Annotated in this window: 15 protein-coding genes; all 15 read left to right on the forward strand. The window is 32.7% G+C overall.

Going from position 1 to position 15,698, the window contains the following annotated elements:
- Window positions 1-29: 29 nt before the first annotated feature.
- The 15 genes from lpxD to hisH all read left to right on the forward strand — a co-directional run bounded on the left by lpxD (window position 30) and on the right by hisH (window position 15,634).
- The gene (gene lpxD / locus ACVCZW_RS08815) at window positions 30-1,058 is read left to right on the forward strand and encodes a UDP-3-O-(3-hydroxymyristoyl)glucosamine N-acyltransferase (RefSeq protein WP_452232185.1); all 1,029 of its coding nucleotides are present in this window, start codon (window positions 30-32) and stop codon (window positions 1,056-1,058) included.
- The gene (locus ACVCZW_RS08820) at window positions 1,045-2,451 is read left to right on the forward strand and encodes a bifunctional UDP-3-O-[3-hydroxymyristoyl] N-acetylglucosamine deacetylase/3-hydroxyacyl-ACP dehydratase (RefSeq protein WP_452232186.1); all 1,407 of its coding nucleotides are present in this window, start codon (window positions 1,045-1,047) and stop codon (window positions 2,449-2,451) included. The genes lpxD and ACVCZW_RS08820 overlap by 14 nt, the downstream gene beginning before the upstream one ends.
- A gap of 100 nt (window positions 2,452-2,551) precedes the next feature.
- Window positions 2,552-3,337 carry an acyl-ACP--UDP-N-acetylglucosamine O-acyltransferase gene (gene lpxA / locus ACVCZW_RS08825; protein ID WP_452230228.1) on the forward strand — a complete coding sequence of 262 codons (786 nt, stop codon included), beginning with the start codon at window positions 2,552-2,554 and terminating at the stop codon, window positions 3,335-3,337.
- A 153-nt stretch (window positions 3,338-3,490) separates the two neighbouring features.
- A complete protein-coding gene (efp, locus tag ACVCZW_RS08830) occupies window positions 3,491-4,057 on the forward strand; it encodes an elongation factor P (RefSeq protein WP_452230227.1) in 567 nt (188 codons plus the stop codon).
- Window positions 4,058-4,130: 73 nt separating this feature from the next.
- Window positions 4,131-5,066 carry a UDP-3-O-(3-hydroxymyristoyl)glucosamine N-acyltransferase gene (locus tag ACVCZW_RS08835; protein WP_452230226.1) on the forward strand — a complete coding sequence of 312 codons (936 nt, stop codon included), beginning with the start codon at window positions 4,131-4,133 and terminating at the stop codon, window positions 5,064-5,066.
- Entirely contained in the window at window positions 5,067-5,459 is a 393-nt protein-coding gene (locus ACVCZW_RS08840; RefSeq protein WP_452232187.1) for a nuclear transport factor 2 family protein, read from the forward strand. It begins immediately after the preceding gene.
- Window positions 5,460-5,579: 120 nt separating this feature from the next.
- Window positions 5,580-6,452, forward strand: a complete 873-nt coding sequence (gene sucD, locus ACVCZW_RS08845) for a succinate--CoA ligase subunit alpha (protein ID WP_203458759.1) — start codon at window positions 5,580-5,582, stop codon at window positions 6,450-6,452.
- Window positions 6,453-6,629: 177 nt separating this feature from the next.
- A complete protein-coding gene (gene fabG / locus ACVCZW_RS08850) occupies window positions 6,630-7,376 on the forward strand; it encodes a 3-oxoacyl-[acyl-carrier-protein] reductase (RefSeq protein WP_452230224.1) in 747 nt (248 codons plus the stop codon).
- 80 nt (window positions 7,377-7,456) lie between these two features.
- Window positions 7,457-9,490, forward strand: coding sequence for a VWA domain-containing protein (locus ACVCZW_RS08855; RefSeq protein WP_452232188.1), 2,034 nt, complete (start codon window positions 7,457-7,459; stop codon window positions 9,488-9,490).
- 8 nt (window positions 9,491-9,498) lie between these two features.
- On the forward strand, window positions 9,499-10,311 hold the full coding sequence (locus ACVCZW_RS08860) for a prohibitin family protein (RefSeq protein WP_452230222.1): 813 nt from the start codon (window positions 9,499-9,501) through the stop codon (window positions 10,309-10,311).
- A 242-nt stretch (window positions 10,312-10,553) separates the two neighbouring features.
- On the forward strand, window positions 10,554-11,411 hold the full coding sequence (gene hisG / locus ACVCZW_RS08865; RefSeq protein WP_452230221.1) for an ATP phosphoribosyltransferase: 858 nt from the start codon (window positions 10,554-10,556) through the stop codon (window positions 11,409-11,411).
- A gap of 35 nt (window positions 11,412-11,446) precedes the next feature.
- Window positions 11,447-12,730 carry a histidinol dehydrogenase gene (gene hisD, locus ACVCZW_RS08870; protein WP_452232189.1) on the forward strand — a complete coding sequence of 428 codons (1,284 nt, stop codon included), beginning with the start codon at window positions 11,447-11,449 and terminating at the stop codon, window positions 12,728-12,730.
- A 48-nt stretch (window positions 12,731-12,778) separates the two neighbouring features.
- Entirely contained in the window at window positions 12,779-13,816 is a 1,038-nt protein-coding gene (hisC, locus tag ACVCZW_RS08875) for a histidinol-phosphate transaminase (RefSeq protein WP_452232190.1), read from the forward strand.
- 28 nt (window positions 13,817-13,844) lie between these two features.
- Window positions 13,845-14,984, forward strand: coding sequence for a bifunctional histidinol-phosphatase/imidazoleglycerol-phosphate dehydratase HisB (gene hisB, locus ACVCZW_RS08880; protein WP_452232191.1), 1,140 nt, complete (start codon window positions 13,845-13,847; stop codon window positions 14,982-14,984).
- 68 nt (window positions 14,985-15,052) lie between these two features.
- Window positions 15,053-15,634 carry an imidazole glycerol phosphate synthase subunit HisH gene (gene hisH / locus ACVCZW_RS08885; protein WP_452230217.1) on the forward strand — a complete coding sequence of 194 codons (582 nt, stop codon included), beginning with the start codon at window positions 15,053-15,055 and terminating at the stop codon, window positions 15,632-15,634.
- Window positions 15,635-15,698 lie beyond the last annotated feature (64 nt).

The raw sequence follows: 15,698 nt of genomic DNA on the forward strand, positions 1-15,698 counted from the left end.
AGAATTACAAAAAAACTAAACATAAAAGTGTGAGATTCACAGCGGAACAAATTGCAGGAATTTTAGAAGGAGACGTTGTTGGTAATCCAGATGTTGAAGTTTCTAAACTATCAAAAATAGAAGAGGGAACAGCAGGATCATTAACGTTTCTTGCTAATCCTAAATACACATCATATATATATTCTACTAAAGCATCTATAACTATAGTCAATAAAACTTTCGAACCAGAAAATGATATTGAAACTACTTTAATTAAAGTGGAGGATGCTTATAAATCTTTTTCCAAATTATTAGAATATTACAACCAAGTAAAAAATAATAAAGTCGGTATAGAGCAACCAAGCTTTGCTTCAGACACTGCTACTTACGGAGAAGAAGTCTATTTAGGCGCTTTTTCATATTTAGGAGAAAATGTAAAACTGGGGAATAATGTTAAAATTTATCCACAAGCTTATATTGGAGATAATGTAACCATAGGCGATAATACAACCATTTTTGCAGGAGCTAAAATTTATTCGGAAACACAAGTAGGAAACCATTGTATTATAAATAGTGGTGCAATTATTGGCGCCGATGGTTTTGGTTTTGCTCCAGATGAAAATGGCGCATTTCAAAAAATACCGCAAATAGGTAATGTTATTATTGAAGATTACGTGGACATTGGATCTGCAACAACTATAGATAGAGCTACTTTAGGATCTACTATCATTAGAAAAGGTGTAAAGCTAGACAATCAAATACAGATTGCTCATAATGTAGAAATTGGTGAAAACACCGTAATTGCTGCACAAACGGGTATTGCTGGTTCTACAAAAATCGGACAGTATTGTATGATTGGTGGACAAGTAGGTATTGCAGGTCATCTTACTATTGGTGATAGAGTGCGAGTACAAGCGCAAACAGGAATTGGACATAGAGTCAAAGATGGCGAAAAATTATATGGTTCGCCAGCTATAGATTATGGTAATTATGTAAAATCATACGTGCATTTTAAAAATTTACCAGGAATTGTTAAAACGTTAAACGAACTAGAAAAAAAAGTAAATGGCAATAGTTAATACTAATATTAAGCAAAAGACAATCAAAAAGGAAATGTCTTTAAGTGGTGTTGGTTTACATACAGGAAAAAATGTAAAATTAACCTTTAAACCAGCTTCAGAAAACTTCGGATTCGGTTTTAAACGTATCGACCTAGAAGGAGAACCAATCATTGAAGCAGATGCGAACTATGTAACGAATACACAACGTGGTACTTGCATGGAGAAAAATGGAGTGACTATTCAGACTTGCGAACACGTACTTGCTGCATTAGTTGGTCTAGATATAGATAATATTATTATAGAATTGGATGCTTCAGAACCACCAATTATGGACGGTTCTTCAAAATTCTTTATCGAATCTTTAGAAAAAGCGGAAATTGTAGAACAAGAGGCTACAAGACAAGAATATGTGGTTACCGATATAATTTCATATAAAGATGAAGAATCTGGAAGTGAAATTCTCATTATGCCTTCCAATGAATACCAAATAACTACTATGGTAGATTTTGGTACTAAAGTTCTAGGAACACAAAATGCCACATTAAACCATATTTCAGATTTTAAAACGGAAATTTCAGACGCAAGAACTTTTAGTTTTCTGCATGAAATTGAAACACTTCTAGAACATGGATTAATTAAAGGTGGAGATTTAAATAATGCCATAGTGTATGTAGATAAAGAATTGTCTCCAGAAACCATGGAAAAACTTAAAGTTGCCTTTAATAAGGAAACTATTGCGGTAAAATCTAACGGCATATTAGATAATCTAACTTTGCATCATCCTAACGAGGCTGCAAGACACAAGTTATTAGATGTTCTTGGTGATCTAGCATTAGTTAGAACAAGAATTAGAGGTAAGGTGATTGCAACTAAGCCGGGACACTTTGTAAATACGCAGTTTGCAAAAAAACTGTCTAAAATTATAAAAAACGAAAAACGTAATTACGTTCCCGTTGTAGACCTACACCAAAAACCATTAATGGACGTGAATCAAATAATGGATATGTTGCCACATAGACAACCATTCTTATTAATTGATAAAATTTTTGAGCTAAGTGATTCTCATGTTGTTGGTATGAAAAACGTTACCATGAACGAAGAGTTTTTTAAAGGTCACTTTCCTGGATCTCCAGTAATGCCTGGTGTGCTAATTGTAGAAGCAATGGCGCAAACAGGAGGAATACTTGTTTTAAGTACGGTTCCTGATCCAGAAAACTATCTAACTTTTTTTATGAAAATAGATAAAGTAAAGTTTAAACAAAAAGTAGTTCCTGGAGATACGCTAATTTTTAAATGTGATTTAATTACGCCAATACGTAGAGGTATTTGTCATATGCAAGGAAATGCGTATGCTAACGGAAAACTATGTGCAGAAGCAGAGCTGATGGCACAAATATCTAAAATAAAATAATATAATACAGAGCCAAACGGACTTCAAAATTTAAAATGAAGTGTAAAGGTTTAATAAGCGAGTATGTTTTTCCCGCTTTATAAATATAAATATCAAAAAAATGAACCAACCTTTAGCTTACGTACATCCTGGAGCAAAAATTGCTAAAAATGTCGTTATAGATCCTTTTACAACTATACATAATAATGTGGTAATTGGAGAAGGAACATGGATTGGTAGTAATGTTACTATCATGGAAGGAGCTCGAATAGGTAAAAATTGTAACATTTTTCCTGGCGCAGTAATTTCTGGTGTACCTCAAGATTTAAAATTTAAAGATGAAGACACATTAACCGTGATTGGGGATAATGTTACTATTAGAGAGTGTGTAACCATTAATCGTGGTACTACAGATAAAATGAAAACGGTAATTGGTGACAATTGCTTAATAATGGCATATTGTCATATTGCACATGATTGTGTGGTTGGTAATAATTGTATTTTTTCTAATAACAGTACACTCGCAGGACATATAACTGTTGGTGATTATGTAGTATTAGCAGGAATGACTGCAGTACATCAATTTTGTTCTATTGGTAATCATGCCTTTGTAACTGGTGGGTCTTTAGTAAGAAAAGATGTTCCTCCTTTTGTAAAAGCGGGTCGTGAACCTTTATCTTATGTCGGAATTAATTCTGTAGGATTAAGAAGAAGAGGTTTTACCACCGAAAAAATTAGAGAAATACAAGATATATACAGAATGTTATATCAGAAAAACTATAATAATACACAAGCTTCAGATTTAATTGAAGCAGAAATGGAAGCAACCCATGAACGTGATGAAATTCTTCAATTTATTAAGAATTCACATCGTGGTATTATGAAAGGGTACTTCAAATCGAATTAATTATTCGAAAAAAAATTAAAGCGTAAATTATTTTAAGGTTTTGAGTAATCAGGACTGAGTGTTGTCCCCGTGAGGGGACTTTAGGGGTGTTTTTATTAAAAATAACATCCAATTTATAAACAATTAAAAATACCCACTTTTGCGGGCAACAAGATGGCAACAACTTCAGATATTAGAAACGGACTTTGTATTAAATATAACAATGATATTTATAAAGTAATTGAATTTTTACACGTAAAACCTGGTAAAGGGCCTGCTTTTGTAAGAACAAAAATGAAAAGTGTAACTAGCGGAAAAGTGTTAGATAATACATTTTCTGCAGGACATAAGTTAGAAGATGTACGAGTAGAAACGCATAAATTTCAGTATCTATATAATGATGGTGAGTTTTATCACTTTATGAACGAAGCAGATTACACGCAAATTCGTTTATTAGAAGCTGCTTTAGATAAACCAGAATTGATGAAAGAAGGAGAAATTGTAACTGTTTTAATTAATACAGAAGACAATATGCCACTTTCTGTAGATTTGCCTGCAAGTGTTATACTTGAAGTTACAGCTACAGAGCCTGGAGTTAAAGGGAATACAGCAACAAATGCTACAAAACCTGCAACTATGGAAACTGGAGCATCTGTTAATGTGCCTTTATTTATTAATGAAGGAGATAAGATAAAAGTAGAAACAGAAAAAGGTACCTATAAAGAACGTGTTAAAGAATAATAAAAATTAATTTACAGTCTCCGTATGCAGTTAACAGACTGTAAACGGAGACTGTAAACTGTAAACTGGATTTATGAAATTCCCCAAACCACATACTTTAAAACAAATTGCAGACCTAATAGATTGTAAATTTGTTGGTGATGCTAATTTTCAAGTGCTTGGTATTAATGAAATTCATGTAGTTGAAAAAGGAGATGTAGTATTTGTAGATCATCCAAAGTACTATGATAAAGCATTACAGTCTGCTGCAACTATTGTACTAATCAACAAAGAAGTAGATTGCCCAGAAGGAAAAGCATTACTGATTAGCGATGATCCTTTTAGAGATTTCAATAAAATCACACAACATTTTAAACCTTTTCAGGCTTCTAATGTAGCAATTGCACCTTCCGCAAAAATTGGTGAAAATACGATTATTCAACCTAATTGTTTTATTGGTAATAATGTAACCATTGGTGATAATTGCATTATTCATTCCAACGTAAGTATTTATGATGACACGGTAATTGGAAATAATGTTACCATTCATGCAGGAACCATTTTAGGTGCTTCTGCTTTTTATTATAAAAAACGTACAGAAGGATTTGATCCTTTAATTTCTGGAGGAAGAGTAGTGATTAAAGATAATGTAGATATTGGTGCACTTTGTACCATAGACAAAGGAGTTACTGGAGACACCATTATTGGAGAAGGATCTAAATTAGATAACCAAATTCAAGTTGGTCATGATACTGTAATTGGTAAAAAATGTTTAATAGCATCTCAAACGGGAATTGCGGGTTGTTGTATTATTGAAGATGAAGTTACCATTTGGGGGCAAGTAGGTACCACAAGTGGAATTACTATTGGAGAAAAGGCAGTTGTTCTGGGGCAAACTGGAGTTACCAAATCTATAGCAGGAGGAAAGTCTTATTTTGGGACTCCTATTGAAGAAGCTAGAGTGAAATTAAAAGAATTAGCGTATATCAAGAAAATTCCTGAAATTGTAGAACAATTAAAAAAGAAATAAATGACACCTAAGCAAGTTGTTCAAAAATTTTATAGTTCTGATTTAGCAAATAATTCAGAAGCTGTGGATCTTTATTTTCATAAGGATTGCACTTTAAGTTGGCATAGTAGCAAAGGTTTTAACGTGTTAGATTTTAATGCTTTGAAATTGGTTTTTGAAGAGGTTAGAAAAATGTACGATACACTACGTTTTGAAACTAGCCATTTATTACAAGATGAAAACATGGTAACGATACGTTACACCTCATATTTTACAACAGTCGAAAACCCAAACGAGGAAATGCCATTAGCGCATTTCTCTACTATTTGGAAAGTGAAAGACGACAAAATTATCAAAGGATTTCAAATGAGTCAGCTAGCAGATAGTAGCTCAGAAAGCTTAAATTCTTTTTAAGAAATAAAAATACAAATCACTTTAAAAATTCTTTTCAAAATCTTACTTTTGCAGTAAGAGTTTTAATTTTTAGTAAAGGAATTCTTAAACAAATATTAAACAATTTTAATCTAAACATAAATGAGCGTTTTAGTAAATAAAGATTCAAAAATAATAGTTCAAGGATTTACTGGTAGTGAAGGTACTTTTCACGCTGGACAGATGATTGAATACGGAACAAATGTTGTTGGTGGAGTTACTCCAGGAAAAGGTGGTCAAACACATTTAGATAGACCTGTTTTTAATACGGTTTCAGAAGCTGTTGAAAAAGTAGGAGCAGACACAACCATTATTTTTGTACCACCAGCTTTTGCTGCGGATGCTATTATGGAAGCTGCAGATGCAGGAATTAAAGTAATTATTACTATAACTGAAGGTATTCCAGTTGCAGATATGATTAAAACTGCGGCGTATATTAAAGATAGAGATTGTAGATTAATTGGGCCTAACTGTCCAGGAGTTATTACTCCAGGGGAAGCTAAAGTTGGTATTATGCCAGGTTTCGTTTTCAAAAAAGGTAAAGTTGGTATTGTGTCTAAATCAGGTACATTAACGTATGAAGCTGCAGATCAGGTTGTAAAACAAGGTTTAGGTATTACAACAGCAATTGGTATTGGTGGAGATCCTATTATTGGAACAACTACCAAAGAAGCGGTGGAGTTATTAATTAACGATCCAGAAACGGAAGCGGTAGTAATGATTGGTGAAATTGGTGGACAATTAGAAGCAGATGCTGCTAATTGGTATAAAGCTAGTGGAAGCAAGAAACCAGTAATTGGTTTTATCGCTGGAGAAACTGCACCTGCAGGACGTACTATGGGACATGCTGGAGCTATTGTTGGTGGAAGTGATGATACTGCACAAGCAAAAAAGAAAATTATGAGAGAATGTGGTATTCACGTTGTGGATTCACCTGCTGAGATTGGTAAAAAAGTTGCTGAAGTTTTAGGCTAAGCACAATCACATATATGTTAAAAACCTCACCTTTTTTTGTGAGGTTTTTTTATTTGATGCAATTTGTATTTATTATATTTGAATGAAATAAAAACGCTTTTAGAAAAAATACTAAAGCTTAAAATTAAAATCGTCATTCCTGAAAATCAGGAATCTAATTAATTGAAGTTATTACATATGAAGTTATTAGAAGGAAAAACAGCCATTATTACAGGAGCTAGCAGAGGAATAGGAAAAGGGATTGCTCAGGTTTTTGCGCAACAAGGTGCTAATGTAGCATTTACATATAGCGCTTCTGTGGAGGCTGCTAACGAACTAGAAAAAGAATTAACAGCTTTAGGTGTTAAAGCCAAAGGATATCAAAGTAATGCGGCAGATTTTAATCAATCGCAAAAATTAGCCGAAGATGTAGTTGCAGAATTTGGAAGCATAGATATTCTTGTTAATAACGCAGGAATAACTAAAGACAATCTTTTAATGCGTATTAGTGAAGAGGATTTCGATACCGTTATAGAAGTAAATCTAAAGTCCGTATTTAATATGACCAAAGCCGTACAACGTACTATGCTTAAACAACGTAAAGGTTCTATTATTAATATGAGTTCTGTTGTTGGTGTAAAAGGAAATGCTGGTCAAACCAACTATGCTGCTTCTAAAGCAGGGATTATTGGTTTTTCTAAATCCGTAGCCTTAGAGCTTGGTTCCAGAAATATTAGAAGTAATGTGATTGCTCCTGGTTTCATTGAAACCGAAATGACAGCAAAGCTAGACGAAGAAACGGTTAAAGGTTGGAGAAATGCAATTCCTTTAAAACGTGGTGGTACGCCTCAAGATATAGCAAACGTTTGTGTTTTTCTCGCAAGTGATATGTCTGCTTACGTTACTGGGCAAACCATAAACGTAGATGGAGGAATGTTAACTTAATAAATTCCTACGAAGATGAGAATCTCCTAGTAACTAATAATTTTATATAATGTCATTCTGAGCTTGTCGAAGAATATTTTATGCAAACAGAAACTCTTTTATACATAATACTATCTGGAATTATAGCGCTATCACTAGCGCTATTTCAGTATAGTATGAAAAAGAAAAACAGAACATCTAAGAGTATACTTTTCGCTTTTTTAAGATTTGTATCTATTTTTTTACTTTTGTTATTGCTTATCAATCCTAAATTTGAGAAAATTAGCTACTATACAGAAAAACCTAATTTAGTGGTTGCTGTAGATAATTCAAGTTCTATTGTGCATTTAAATCAGAAAGAAAATGTTTTACAATTAGTAGCATCTATTAAGAATAATAAAGCCCTTTCAGAAAAGTTTAATCTAGATTTCTTTACCTTCGGAAACCGTGTAAAAACATCAGATTCTTTAACTTTTATAGATAAGCAAACTAATATTGATAAAGCTTTTAATGCCTTTAATCCAATCTATAAAAACACAACTTCACCAATACTTTTACTAACAGACGGAAACCAAACCTTTGGTAATGACTACCTGTTTTCAGCAGAAAAAGTAAAACAACCTATTTTTCCAATTATTCTTGGAGATACTATTACGTACACAGATTTAAAGCTGCAACAGCTTAATGTCAATAAGTATGCTTTTTTAAAAAATAAGTTTCCAGTCGAGGCTATTGTAACCTATAATGGGAATGCTATTGTAAATTCTAAATTTGTGGTTACTTCCGGAAAATCGACGGTATATTCTCAAAATATAACTCTAAATGGAACTAATAATTCTAAAGTTTTAAACTTTAGTTTACCAGCAAATCGAGTAGGAGTACAAGCGTATAAAGCGAAAATTCTTCCTATTGAAAGTGAAAAAAATACGATTAATAATAATAAGGATTTTGCAGTGGAAGTTATCGATCAGAAAACAAATGTTGCGATAGTTAGCGATTTTATACACCCAGATTTAGGGGCTTTTAAAAAGAGTATTGAAAGTAATGAACAACGTGAAGTTTCTATTGTTACTCCAGATGAGTATTTGTTACAAAAAAATGATTTTCAATTAGTTATATTGTATCAGCCAAATAATAAGTTTAAGTCTGTTTTTGATTATTTAAAACAAGATAATACGAATAAATTTATGGTTTTAGGTACAAAAACGGACTATACCTTTGTTAATACCATCACTTCCGATTTTAAACATGACATCACAAAGCAAACCGAAGATTATCAAGCTAGCTTAAATACAAACTATAATACTTTTATTATAGACGATTTAGATTTTGAATCTTTTCCACCGTTACAATCTTCTTTTGGTAACGCTACTTTTTCCGTTCCAGCAGAAACTATTTTATTTAAAAAAATAGGAAGCTTAGAAACGCAGGATCCTTTGCTAGTAACTTTGGAAACTAATAACAGGAGAGAAGCTATACTTTTTGGTGAGAATATCTGGAAATGGAGAGCGCAGAGTTATTTAAACACAAAGAGCTTTAATAATTTTGATGATTTTATTGGTAAGATGGTCCAGTACCTAGCTTCGAATAAAAGAAAAAATCGATTAAATGTGGATTATGAGTCCTTTTATCAAGGGAATTCTAATGTAATTATTAAAGCACAGTTTTTTAATAAAAACTATGAGTTTGATGTAAAGGAAATTTTAAATATTTCGGTTATAAATAAAGGCACGAAGGCAACAAGTACTTTTCCTTTAATTTTAAAAGGAAATAATTACCAAGTAGATTTAAGTAATTTACCAGCCGGAGATTATAGTTTCTCAGTAAAAGCAACAAACGAAAACATTTCTAAATCCGGAGTGTTTCAAATCTTAGAATATAATATAGAACAGCAGTTTCTAAATGCCAATGTAACCAAGCTTCAGCAAGTTGCTATTAATACAAATGCAAGCAGTTATTTTATTGCAAATACAAACACTTTGATTAATGATTTATTAAAGGACGAACGCTTCGCTATCCTGCAGAAAAGCAGTAAAAATGTTGTACCTTTGATTGATTTCAAATACCTATTAGCTTTGCTAATTTTAAGTTTAGCTTTAGAATGGTTTTTAAGAAAATATAACGGATTAATATAAAAATAAATATGGATAAATTACCTAAAATTGCAGTACCTTTTATAGTAGGACTAGTGTTCTTAATCATTTTAATATCTAAATCAGCAGTGACTATTGGTCCTGGGGAAGGTGGTGTTTTGTTTGAGCGTTTTGGAGATGGTATTAATACAGATCATACGTATGGAGAAGGTTTTCATATTGTCGCACCTTGGAATGATATGTTGGTGCAAACAGTGCGTCAGCAATCGGTTTCCGATGAAATGAATGTACTTTCCGTTAATGGACTAGAAGTAAAAGTATTCGGAACTATATGGTACGAGCCAGAATTTTCTAACCTTGGAAAATTAATTAAAACCAAAGGAGCAGATTACGAAAGAGAACTTTTAGATCCTGCAATAAATGCTGCAGCAAGAAGTGTTGTTGGTCGTTATACACCAGAACAATTATACTCTAGTAAAAGAGATGTTATTGAGCAAGAAATTTTAGAGGAAGTAACAACGCTTTTAGACGGACAGTTTTTAACGGTTAAAAGAGTTTTAGTGGAAGATGTAAAATTACCTGCAACCATTAAAGACGCTATTGAACGTAAATTAAAGCAAGAGCAAGAATCTCTAGAATATGAGTTTAGACTAGTTACAGCTTCAAAAGAGGCAGAGAAAGTAATTATTGATGCGAAAGGTAAAGCGGAATCAAATCGTATTTTAAGTGCATCTTTAACAGATAAGATTTTACAAGATAAAGGTATTGAAGCAACCGTTAAGTTGTCTGAATCTCCTAATAGTAAAATTATTATTATTGGTTCTGGAGATTCTGGAATGCCTATTATTTTAGGAAATCAATAAAAATATTACAAAATATTTGGAATTGTAAATATATTTTACAAATATTTGTAGACAACAAAAAAGAACATGAATTTTATTCAACTACATCATCATCATTTTCATACTGGCACTCAAGCGAGCTAAAAATGTATTGAATAAAAACAAAATATTTTAAAAACCGTTTGACTAAATCAAGCGGTTTTTTATTTCCATGAACTTGGAAATTCTTCCTTAAGATTTACTCAAACACATTAAAAGATAAAATGAGTAAATTAAAAATTGCAATTCAAAAATCAGGTAGACTGAATGAAGATTCTCTGAAACTTCTAAAAGACATTGGCGTTTCTATAGACAATGGTAAAGACCAATTAAAAGCTTCGGCTAGAAATTTTCCTTTAGAAGTATTTTATTTAAGAAATGGAGATATTCCGCAATACCTAAAAGATGGTATCGTAGATGCTGCTATTATTGGAGAAAATGTGCTTATCGAAAAAGGAGATACTATTCCTATCGTTGAAAAATTAGGCTTTTCCGCATGTAAGGTATCTATTGCTATACCAAAATCGGCATCCTACAAATCGATTCAAGATTTACAAGGAAAACGTATTGCAACATCTTATCCAAATACCGTAAATCAATTTTTAAAGAAAAATAAGGTAGATGCGCAACTGCATATCATTAATGGATCTGTCGAAATTGCTCCAAATATTGGTTTGGCGGATGCTATTGTAGATATTGTTTCTAGCGGAAGTACTTTATTTAAAAATGGATTGAAAGAAGTAGAAGTGCTGCTAAAATCGGAAGCTGTTCTTGCCGTTTCTCCATTAATTTCAGAAGAAAACAAAAGTATTTTAAACAAGATTCAGTTTCGATTACAATCTGTTTTAAAAGGAAGACAAAACAAATACGTATTACTTAACGCTCCTAATGATAAGATAGAAGATATTATTAATATCCTACCAGGAATGAATAGTCCATCTGTTTTACCGCTTGCCAGAACAGGTTGGAGTTCGATTCACTCGGTAATAAACAAAAACGAATTTTGGGAAGTTATTGATGAGCTAAAAGAAAATGGAGCAGAAGGTATTTTAGTTTGCCCAATTGAAAATATGGTAGTTTAATACTATTGAATAGAAAGATATTAAGACAATTAGAAATGAAGACAATTGAAAACCCTAGTAAGAAAGATTGGCAAACCATTATAAAAAGACCAACACTATCTGTAAAGGATATAGAGGCTACAGTTACCAAAATATTTAGTGATATCTCTCAAAATGGAGATAAAGCTATTGCTAAGTATACCGAGAAATTTGATGGTGTAGTTTTAGATAGTATGTTGGTTACAACTTTAGAAATAGAGGAAGCTTCTAATAAAGTGCCTTCTAATTTAAAGGAAGCCATTTTAAAAGCGAAAGCAAATATTGAAAAATTTCATACCGCTCAAAAAACGCCTAAAGTAGAAGTCGAAACTACAGCTGGTGTACGTTGTTGGCAAGAAAAACGTGCTATTCAAAAAATTGGTTTGTATATTCCTGGCGGAACAGCGCCTTTGTTTTCTACCGTTTTAATGCTTGCCGTTCCTGCTCAAATTGCAGGTTGTAAAGAAATCGTTTTATGTACGCCTCCCAATGCTGCAGGTAAAATTGCTAACGAAATATTATACGCAGCAAAAATTTGTGGTGTATCCAAAATATTTAAGGTTGGCGGTATTCAAGCTATTGCAGGTTTAACTTTTGGAACGGAAACAATGGCAAAAGTATCTAAGATTTTCGGACCAGGAAATCAGTATGTAACTGTAGCCAAACAGTTGGCAACCAAATACGGCACAGCAATCGATATGCCTGCGGGACCAAGTGAGTTGTTAGTCATGGCGGATAATTCTGCAAATCCGGCCTATGTAGCTTCCGATTTGCTAAGCCAAGCAGAACATGGAGCAGATAGTCAAGTGATTTTGGTTTCCGATTCGAAAGACTTTATTTCTAAGGTTTCTACTGAAATACAAAAACAGTTATTAGAACTGCCAAGAAAAGAAATAGCAACATTAGCATTGCAAAATGCACGTGCCATCTTATTAGAAACGGCAACCGATGCATTAGATTTTGTTAATGAATATGCAGCAGAACACCTTATTATAGCGACTAAAAACAACGAATTTTTTATCGATAATATTACCAATGCAGGTTCTGTTTTTATTGGTAATTATACGCCAGAAAGTGCAGGAGATTATGCGTCAGGAACAAACCACACGTTACCAACCAACGGATTTAGTAAAGCGTATTCAGGTGTTAATTTAGATAGTTTTTTAAAGAGTATTACCTTTCAGAAAATAACTAAAAAAGGATTACTAAATATTGGAAACACCATCGAGTTAATGGCAGAAGCAGAAGGTTTACAAGCCCATAAAAATGCAGTTACCATTCGTTTAAAGGATTTAAAATAAAAATATGGTCATTCAGAGCGGAGCTAAAAATCTACTAAGAATAAAGAAATGAAACAAAATGTCAACATAAATAATCTCGTAAGAGCAAACATAAAAGCATTAAAAGCCTATTCTTCTGCAAGGGATGAATTTAAAGGTACTGCGGATGTTTTTTTAGATGCAAATGAGAATCCGTTTGGAGACTTAAACAGGTATCCAGATCCACAGCAAAAAGAGATTAAGCAAAAGTTATCTGCTATTAAAAAAGTAGAAACAAACCAAATTTTTGTTGGTAATGGTAGTGACGAAGTTATCGATTTAGCATTTCGTATTTTCTGTGAACCAGGAAAAGATAAGGTATTAACCTTTTCGCCAACGTACGGAATGTACGAGGTGTCTGCCACTATTAATAATATCGAGGTTATAGAACAACCGTTAATTAACGATTTCCAAATTAGTCTCAATCAATTACAACCGTATTTAGATTTTGAAGCGCTGAAAATTATTTTTATTTGTTCTCCAAATAACCCAACTGGAAATAGTATTAATCCGGAGGATATAGAATATATTTTAGAAAATTTCAACGGTATTGTGATTGTAGATGAAGCTTATATCGATTTTAGTTCGCAAGCATCCTTCATTAAAAATATAGACAAGTACAATAATTTAATTGTTAGTCAGACCTTTAGTAAAGCTTGGGGTTTAGCAGGTGTTAGAGTAGGGGTCGCCTATGCAAATGAAGCTATTATTAAACTTTATAATCGTGTAAAGCCACCTTATAATGTGAGTACTTTAAATCAAGATGCAGTTTTAAAAAGCTTAAATAATGTAGAAGAAGTTACTCAGAATATCGATACCATTCTTTTAGAAAGAACAAAGTTGAAAGACGCTTTAAGTACGCTTTCTATTGTGAAAAAAGTATACCCTACAGATGCCAATTTTTTGTTGGTTGAAGTGGATAATGCTAATAAAACGTATCAATATTTAATTGAAAAAAAAGTAATTATTCGTAATAGAAATGCACAAGTCGAAAATGGTATTCGTATTACTGTTGGTACTAAGGAAGAGAATGAGAAGTTAATTAGCGCATTAAAGGATATTAATTAAAAGATTACCGCTTTCGCGGAAACTAAAGATGAAAAAAGTATTATTTATAGATAGAGACGGAACCTTGGTACTAGAGCCGCCAGTAGATTATCAATTAGATAGTTTAGAAAAGTTAGAATTCTACCCAAAAGTATTTCAATATATGGCTAAAATAGCTTCCGAATTGGATTATGAATTGGTTATGGTAACGAATCAGGATGGATTAGGTACAGATTCTTTTCCCGAAGACACCTTTTGGCCTGCTCAAAATAAAGTAATAACTGCTTTTGAAAAGGAAGGTGTAGTTTTTTCTGAAATATGTATCGATAGAACATTTCCACATGAAAATGCAGAAACTCGAAAGCCAAGAACAGGTTTGCTAACCAAGTATTTAGATAAAGAAAACTATGATTTAGAAAATTCTTTTGTTTTAGGAGACCGAATCACAGATATGGAATTGGCTAAAAATCTGGGATCAAAAGGTATCTATTTATCCGAAAATCCAGAATTAGGAGTAGATGAAATAGAAAGTTCCAAACAAGCCATTTTAGATGCTATTGCCTTAACAAGTACCGACTGGAAAGAAATATATGAATTTTTAAAACTAGAAGATCGTGTTCAAGAGATTACTAGAAACACGAACGAAACCAAAATTTACATCAAACTAAATTTAGACGGTTCTGGTAAAAATGATATTGATACAGGTTTATCCTTTTTCGATCATATGTTAGATCAAATTGGTCGTCATGGCGCAATGGATTTAACGATAAAAGTAGATGGTGATTTAGAGGTAGATGAACACCATACTATTGAAGATACCATGATTGCTTTGGGCGAGTTATTTAATAAAGCCTTGGGCAATAAATTGGGAATAGAACGTTATGGTTTTTGTTTGCCAATGGACGACTGTTTAGCGCAAGTAGCGGTTGACTTTGGTGGTAGAAATTGGTTAGAATGGGAAGCCGATTTTAAACGTGAAAAAATAGGAGACATGCCAACCGAAATGTTTTTCCACTTGTTTAAATCGTTTACCGATGGCGCAAAATGTAATTTAAACATTAAAGCAGAAGGAACTAACGAACACCATAAAATTGAAGGTATTTTTAAGGCATTTGCTAAAGCTATGAAAATGGCTGTAAAACGCGATTCTAATAAAATGTTTTTACCTTCTACAAAAGGAATGTTGTAAAATAGCTTTTAGCCTTTGGATGTTAGCTCTTCGCTAACTCCCAAAAGCCAAAAGCCAAAAGTTAAAGAATGAAAATAGTTATTATAGATTACGGAGCAGGAAATATTAAAAGCATTCAGTTTGCTTTTAAACGATTGGGATTTGAAGCTGTTCTATCTAATAATCCAGAAGAAATTAAAGCAGCAGATAAGATTATTTTCCCAGGAGTAGGAGAAGCCAGCACCGCAATGAAAATGCTTAAAGAAAGTACGTTAGATGTATTAATTCCGAACTTAACACAGCCTGTTTTAGGGATTTGTTTAGGGATGCAATTACTATGTAAAACGACAGAGGAAGGAAACACCGAAGGATTAGGCGTTTTTGATGTGCATGTGAAGCGATTTAATGCACGTGTAAAAGTACCTCAAATGGGTTGGAATACGATACGTAATTTAAAATCTGATTTATTTAAAAACATAAATGATAAAAGCTACATGTATCTTGTGCATAGTTATTATGCAGAGAATTGTAATGAAGCTATAGCAACAACAGACTATGATTTAGAGTATGCTTCCGCATTACAAAAAGATAATTTTTATGGTGTGCAATTTCATCCAGAAAAAAGTAGCGATGCAGGAGAACAAGTATTAAAGAATTTTACAGAATTATAAAATAAGCCTTTAGCTACTAGCTGTTAGCCATTTGCTAAGAGCCAAAAGCTAAAAGCCAAAAGCT

The organism is Lacinutrix sp. MEBiC02595 (assembly GCF_053601555.1).

What these genes read in the sequence shown, in the direction of transcription:
- ACVCZW_RS08855 (WP_452232188.1), top strand. Translation starts at nt 7,457, where the DNA reads ATGCAAACAGAAACTCTTTTATACATAATACTATCTGGAATTATAGCG.
- ACVCZW_RS08820 (WP_452232186.1), top strand. Translation starts at nt 1,045, where the DNA reads ATGGCAATAGTTAATACTAATATTAAGCAAAAGACAATCAAAAAGGAA.
- efp (WP_452230227.1), top strand. Translation starts at nt 3,491, where the DNA reads ATGGCAACAACTTCAGATATTAGAAACGGACTTTGTATTAAATATAAC.
- fabG (WP_452230224.1), top strand. Translation starts at nt 6,630, where the DNA reads ATGAAGTTATTAGAAGGAAAAACAGCCATTATTACAGGAGCTAGCAGA.
- hisB (WP_452232191.1), top strand. Translation starts at nt 13,845, where the DNA reads ATGAAAAAAGTATTATTTATAGATAGAGACGGAACCTTGGTACTAGAG.
- hisH (WP_452230217.1), top strand. Translation starts at nt 15,053, where the DNA reads ATGAAAATAGTTATTATAGATTACGGAGCAGGAAATATTAAAAGCATT.
- ACVCZW_RS08860 (WP_452230222.1), top strand. Translation starts at nt 9,499, where the DNA reads ATGGATAAATTACCTAAAATTGCAGTACCTTTTATAGTAGGACTAGTG.
- hisC (WP_452232190.1), top strand. Translation starts at nt 12,779, where the DNA reads ATGAAACAAAATGTCAACATAAATAATCTCGTAAGAGCAAACATAAAA.
- ACVCZW_RS08840 (WP_452232187.1), top strand. Translation starts at nt 5,067, where the DNA reads ATGACACCTAAGCAAGTTGTTCAAAAATTTTATAGTTCTGATTTAGCA.
- hisG (WP_452230221.1), top strand. Translation starts at nt 10,554, where the DNA reads ATGAGTAAATTAAAAATTGCAATTCAAAAATCAGGTAGACTGAATGAA.
- ACVCZW_RS08835 (WP_452230226.1), top strand. Translation starts at nt 4,131, where the DNA reads ATGAAATTCCCCAAACCACATACTTTAAAACAAATTGCAGACCTAATA.
- lpxA (WP_452230228.1), top strand. Translation starts at nt 2,552, where the DNA reads ATGAACCAACCTTTAGCTTACGTACATCCTGGAGCAAAAATTGCTAAA.
- sucD (WP_203458759.1), top strand. Translation starts at nt 5,580, where the DNA reads ATGAGCGTTTTAGTAAATAAAGATTCAAAAATAATAGTTCAAGGATTT.
- hisD (WP_452232189.1), top strand. Translation starts at nt 11,447, where the DNA reads ATGAAGACAATTGAAAACCCTAGTAAGAAAGATTGGCAAACCATTATA.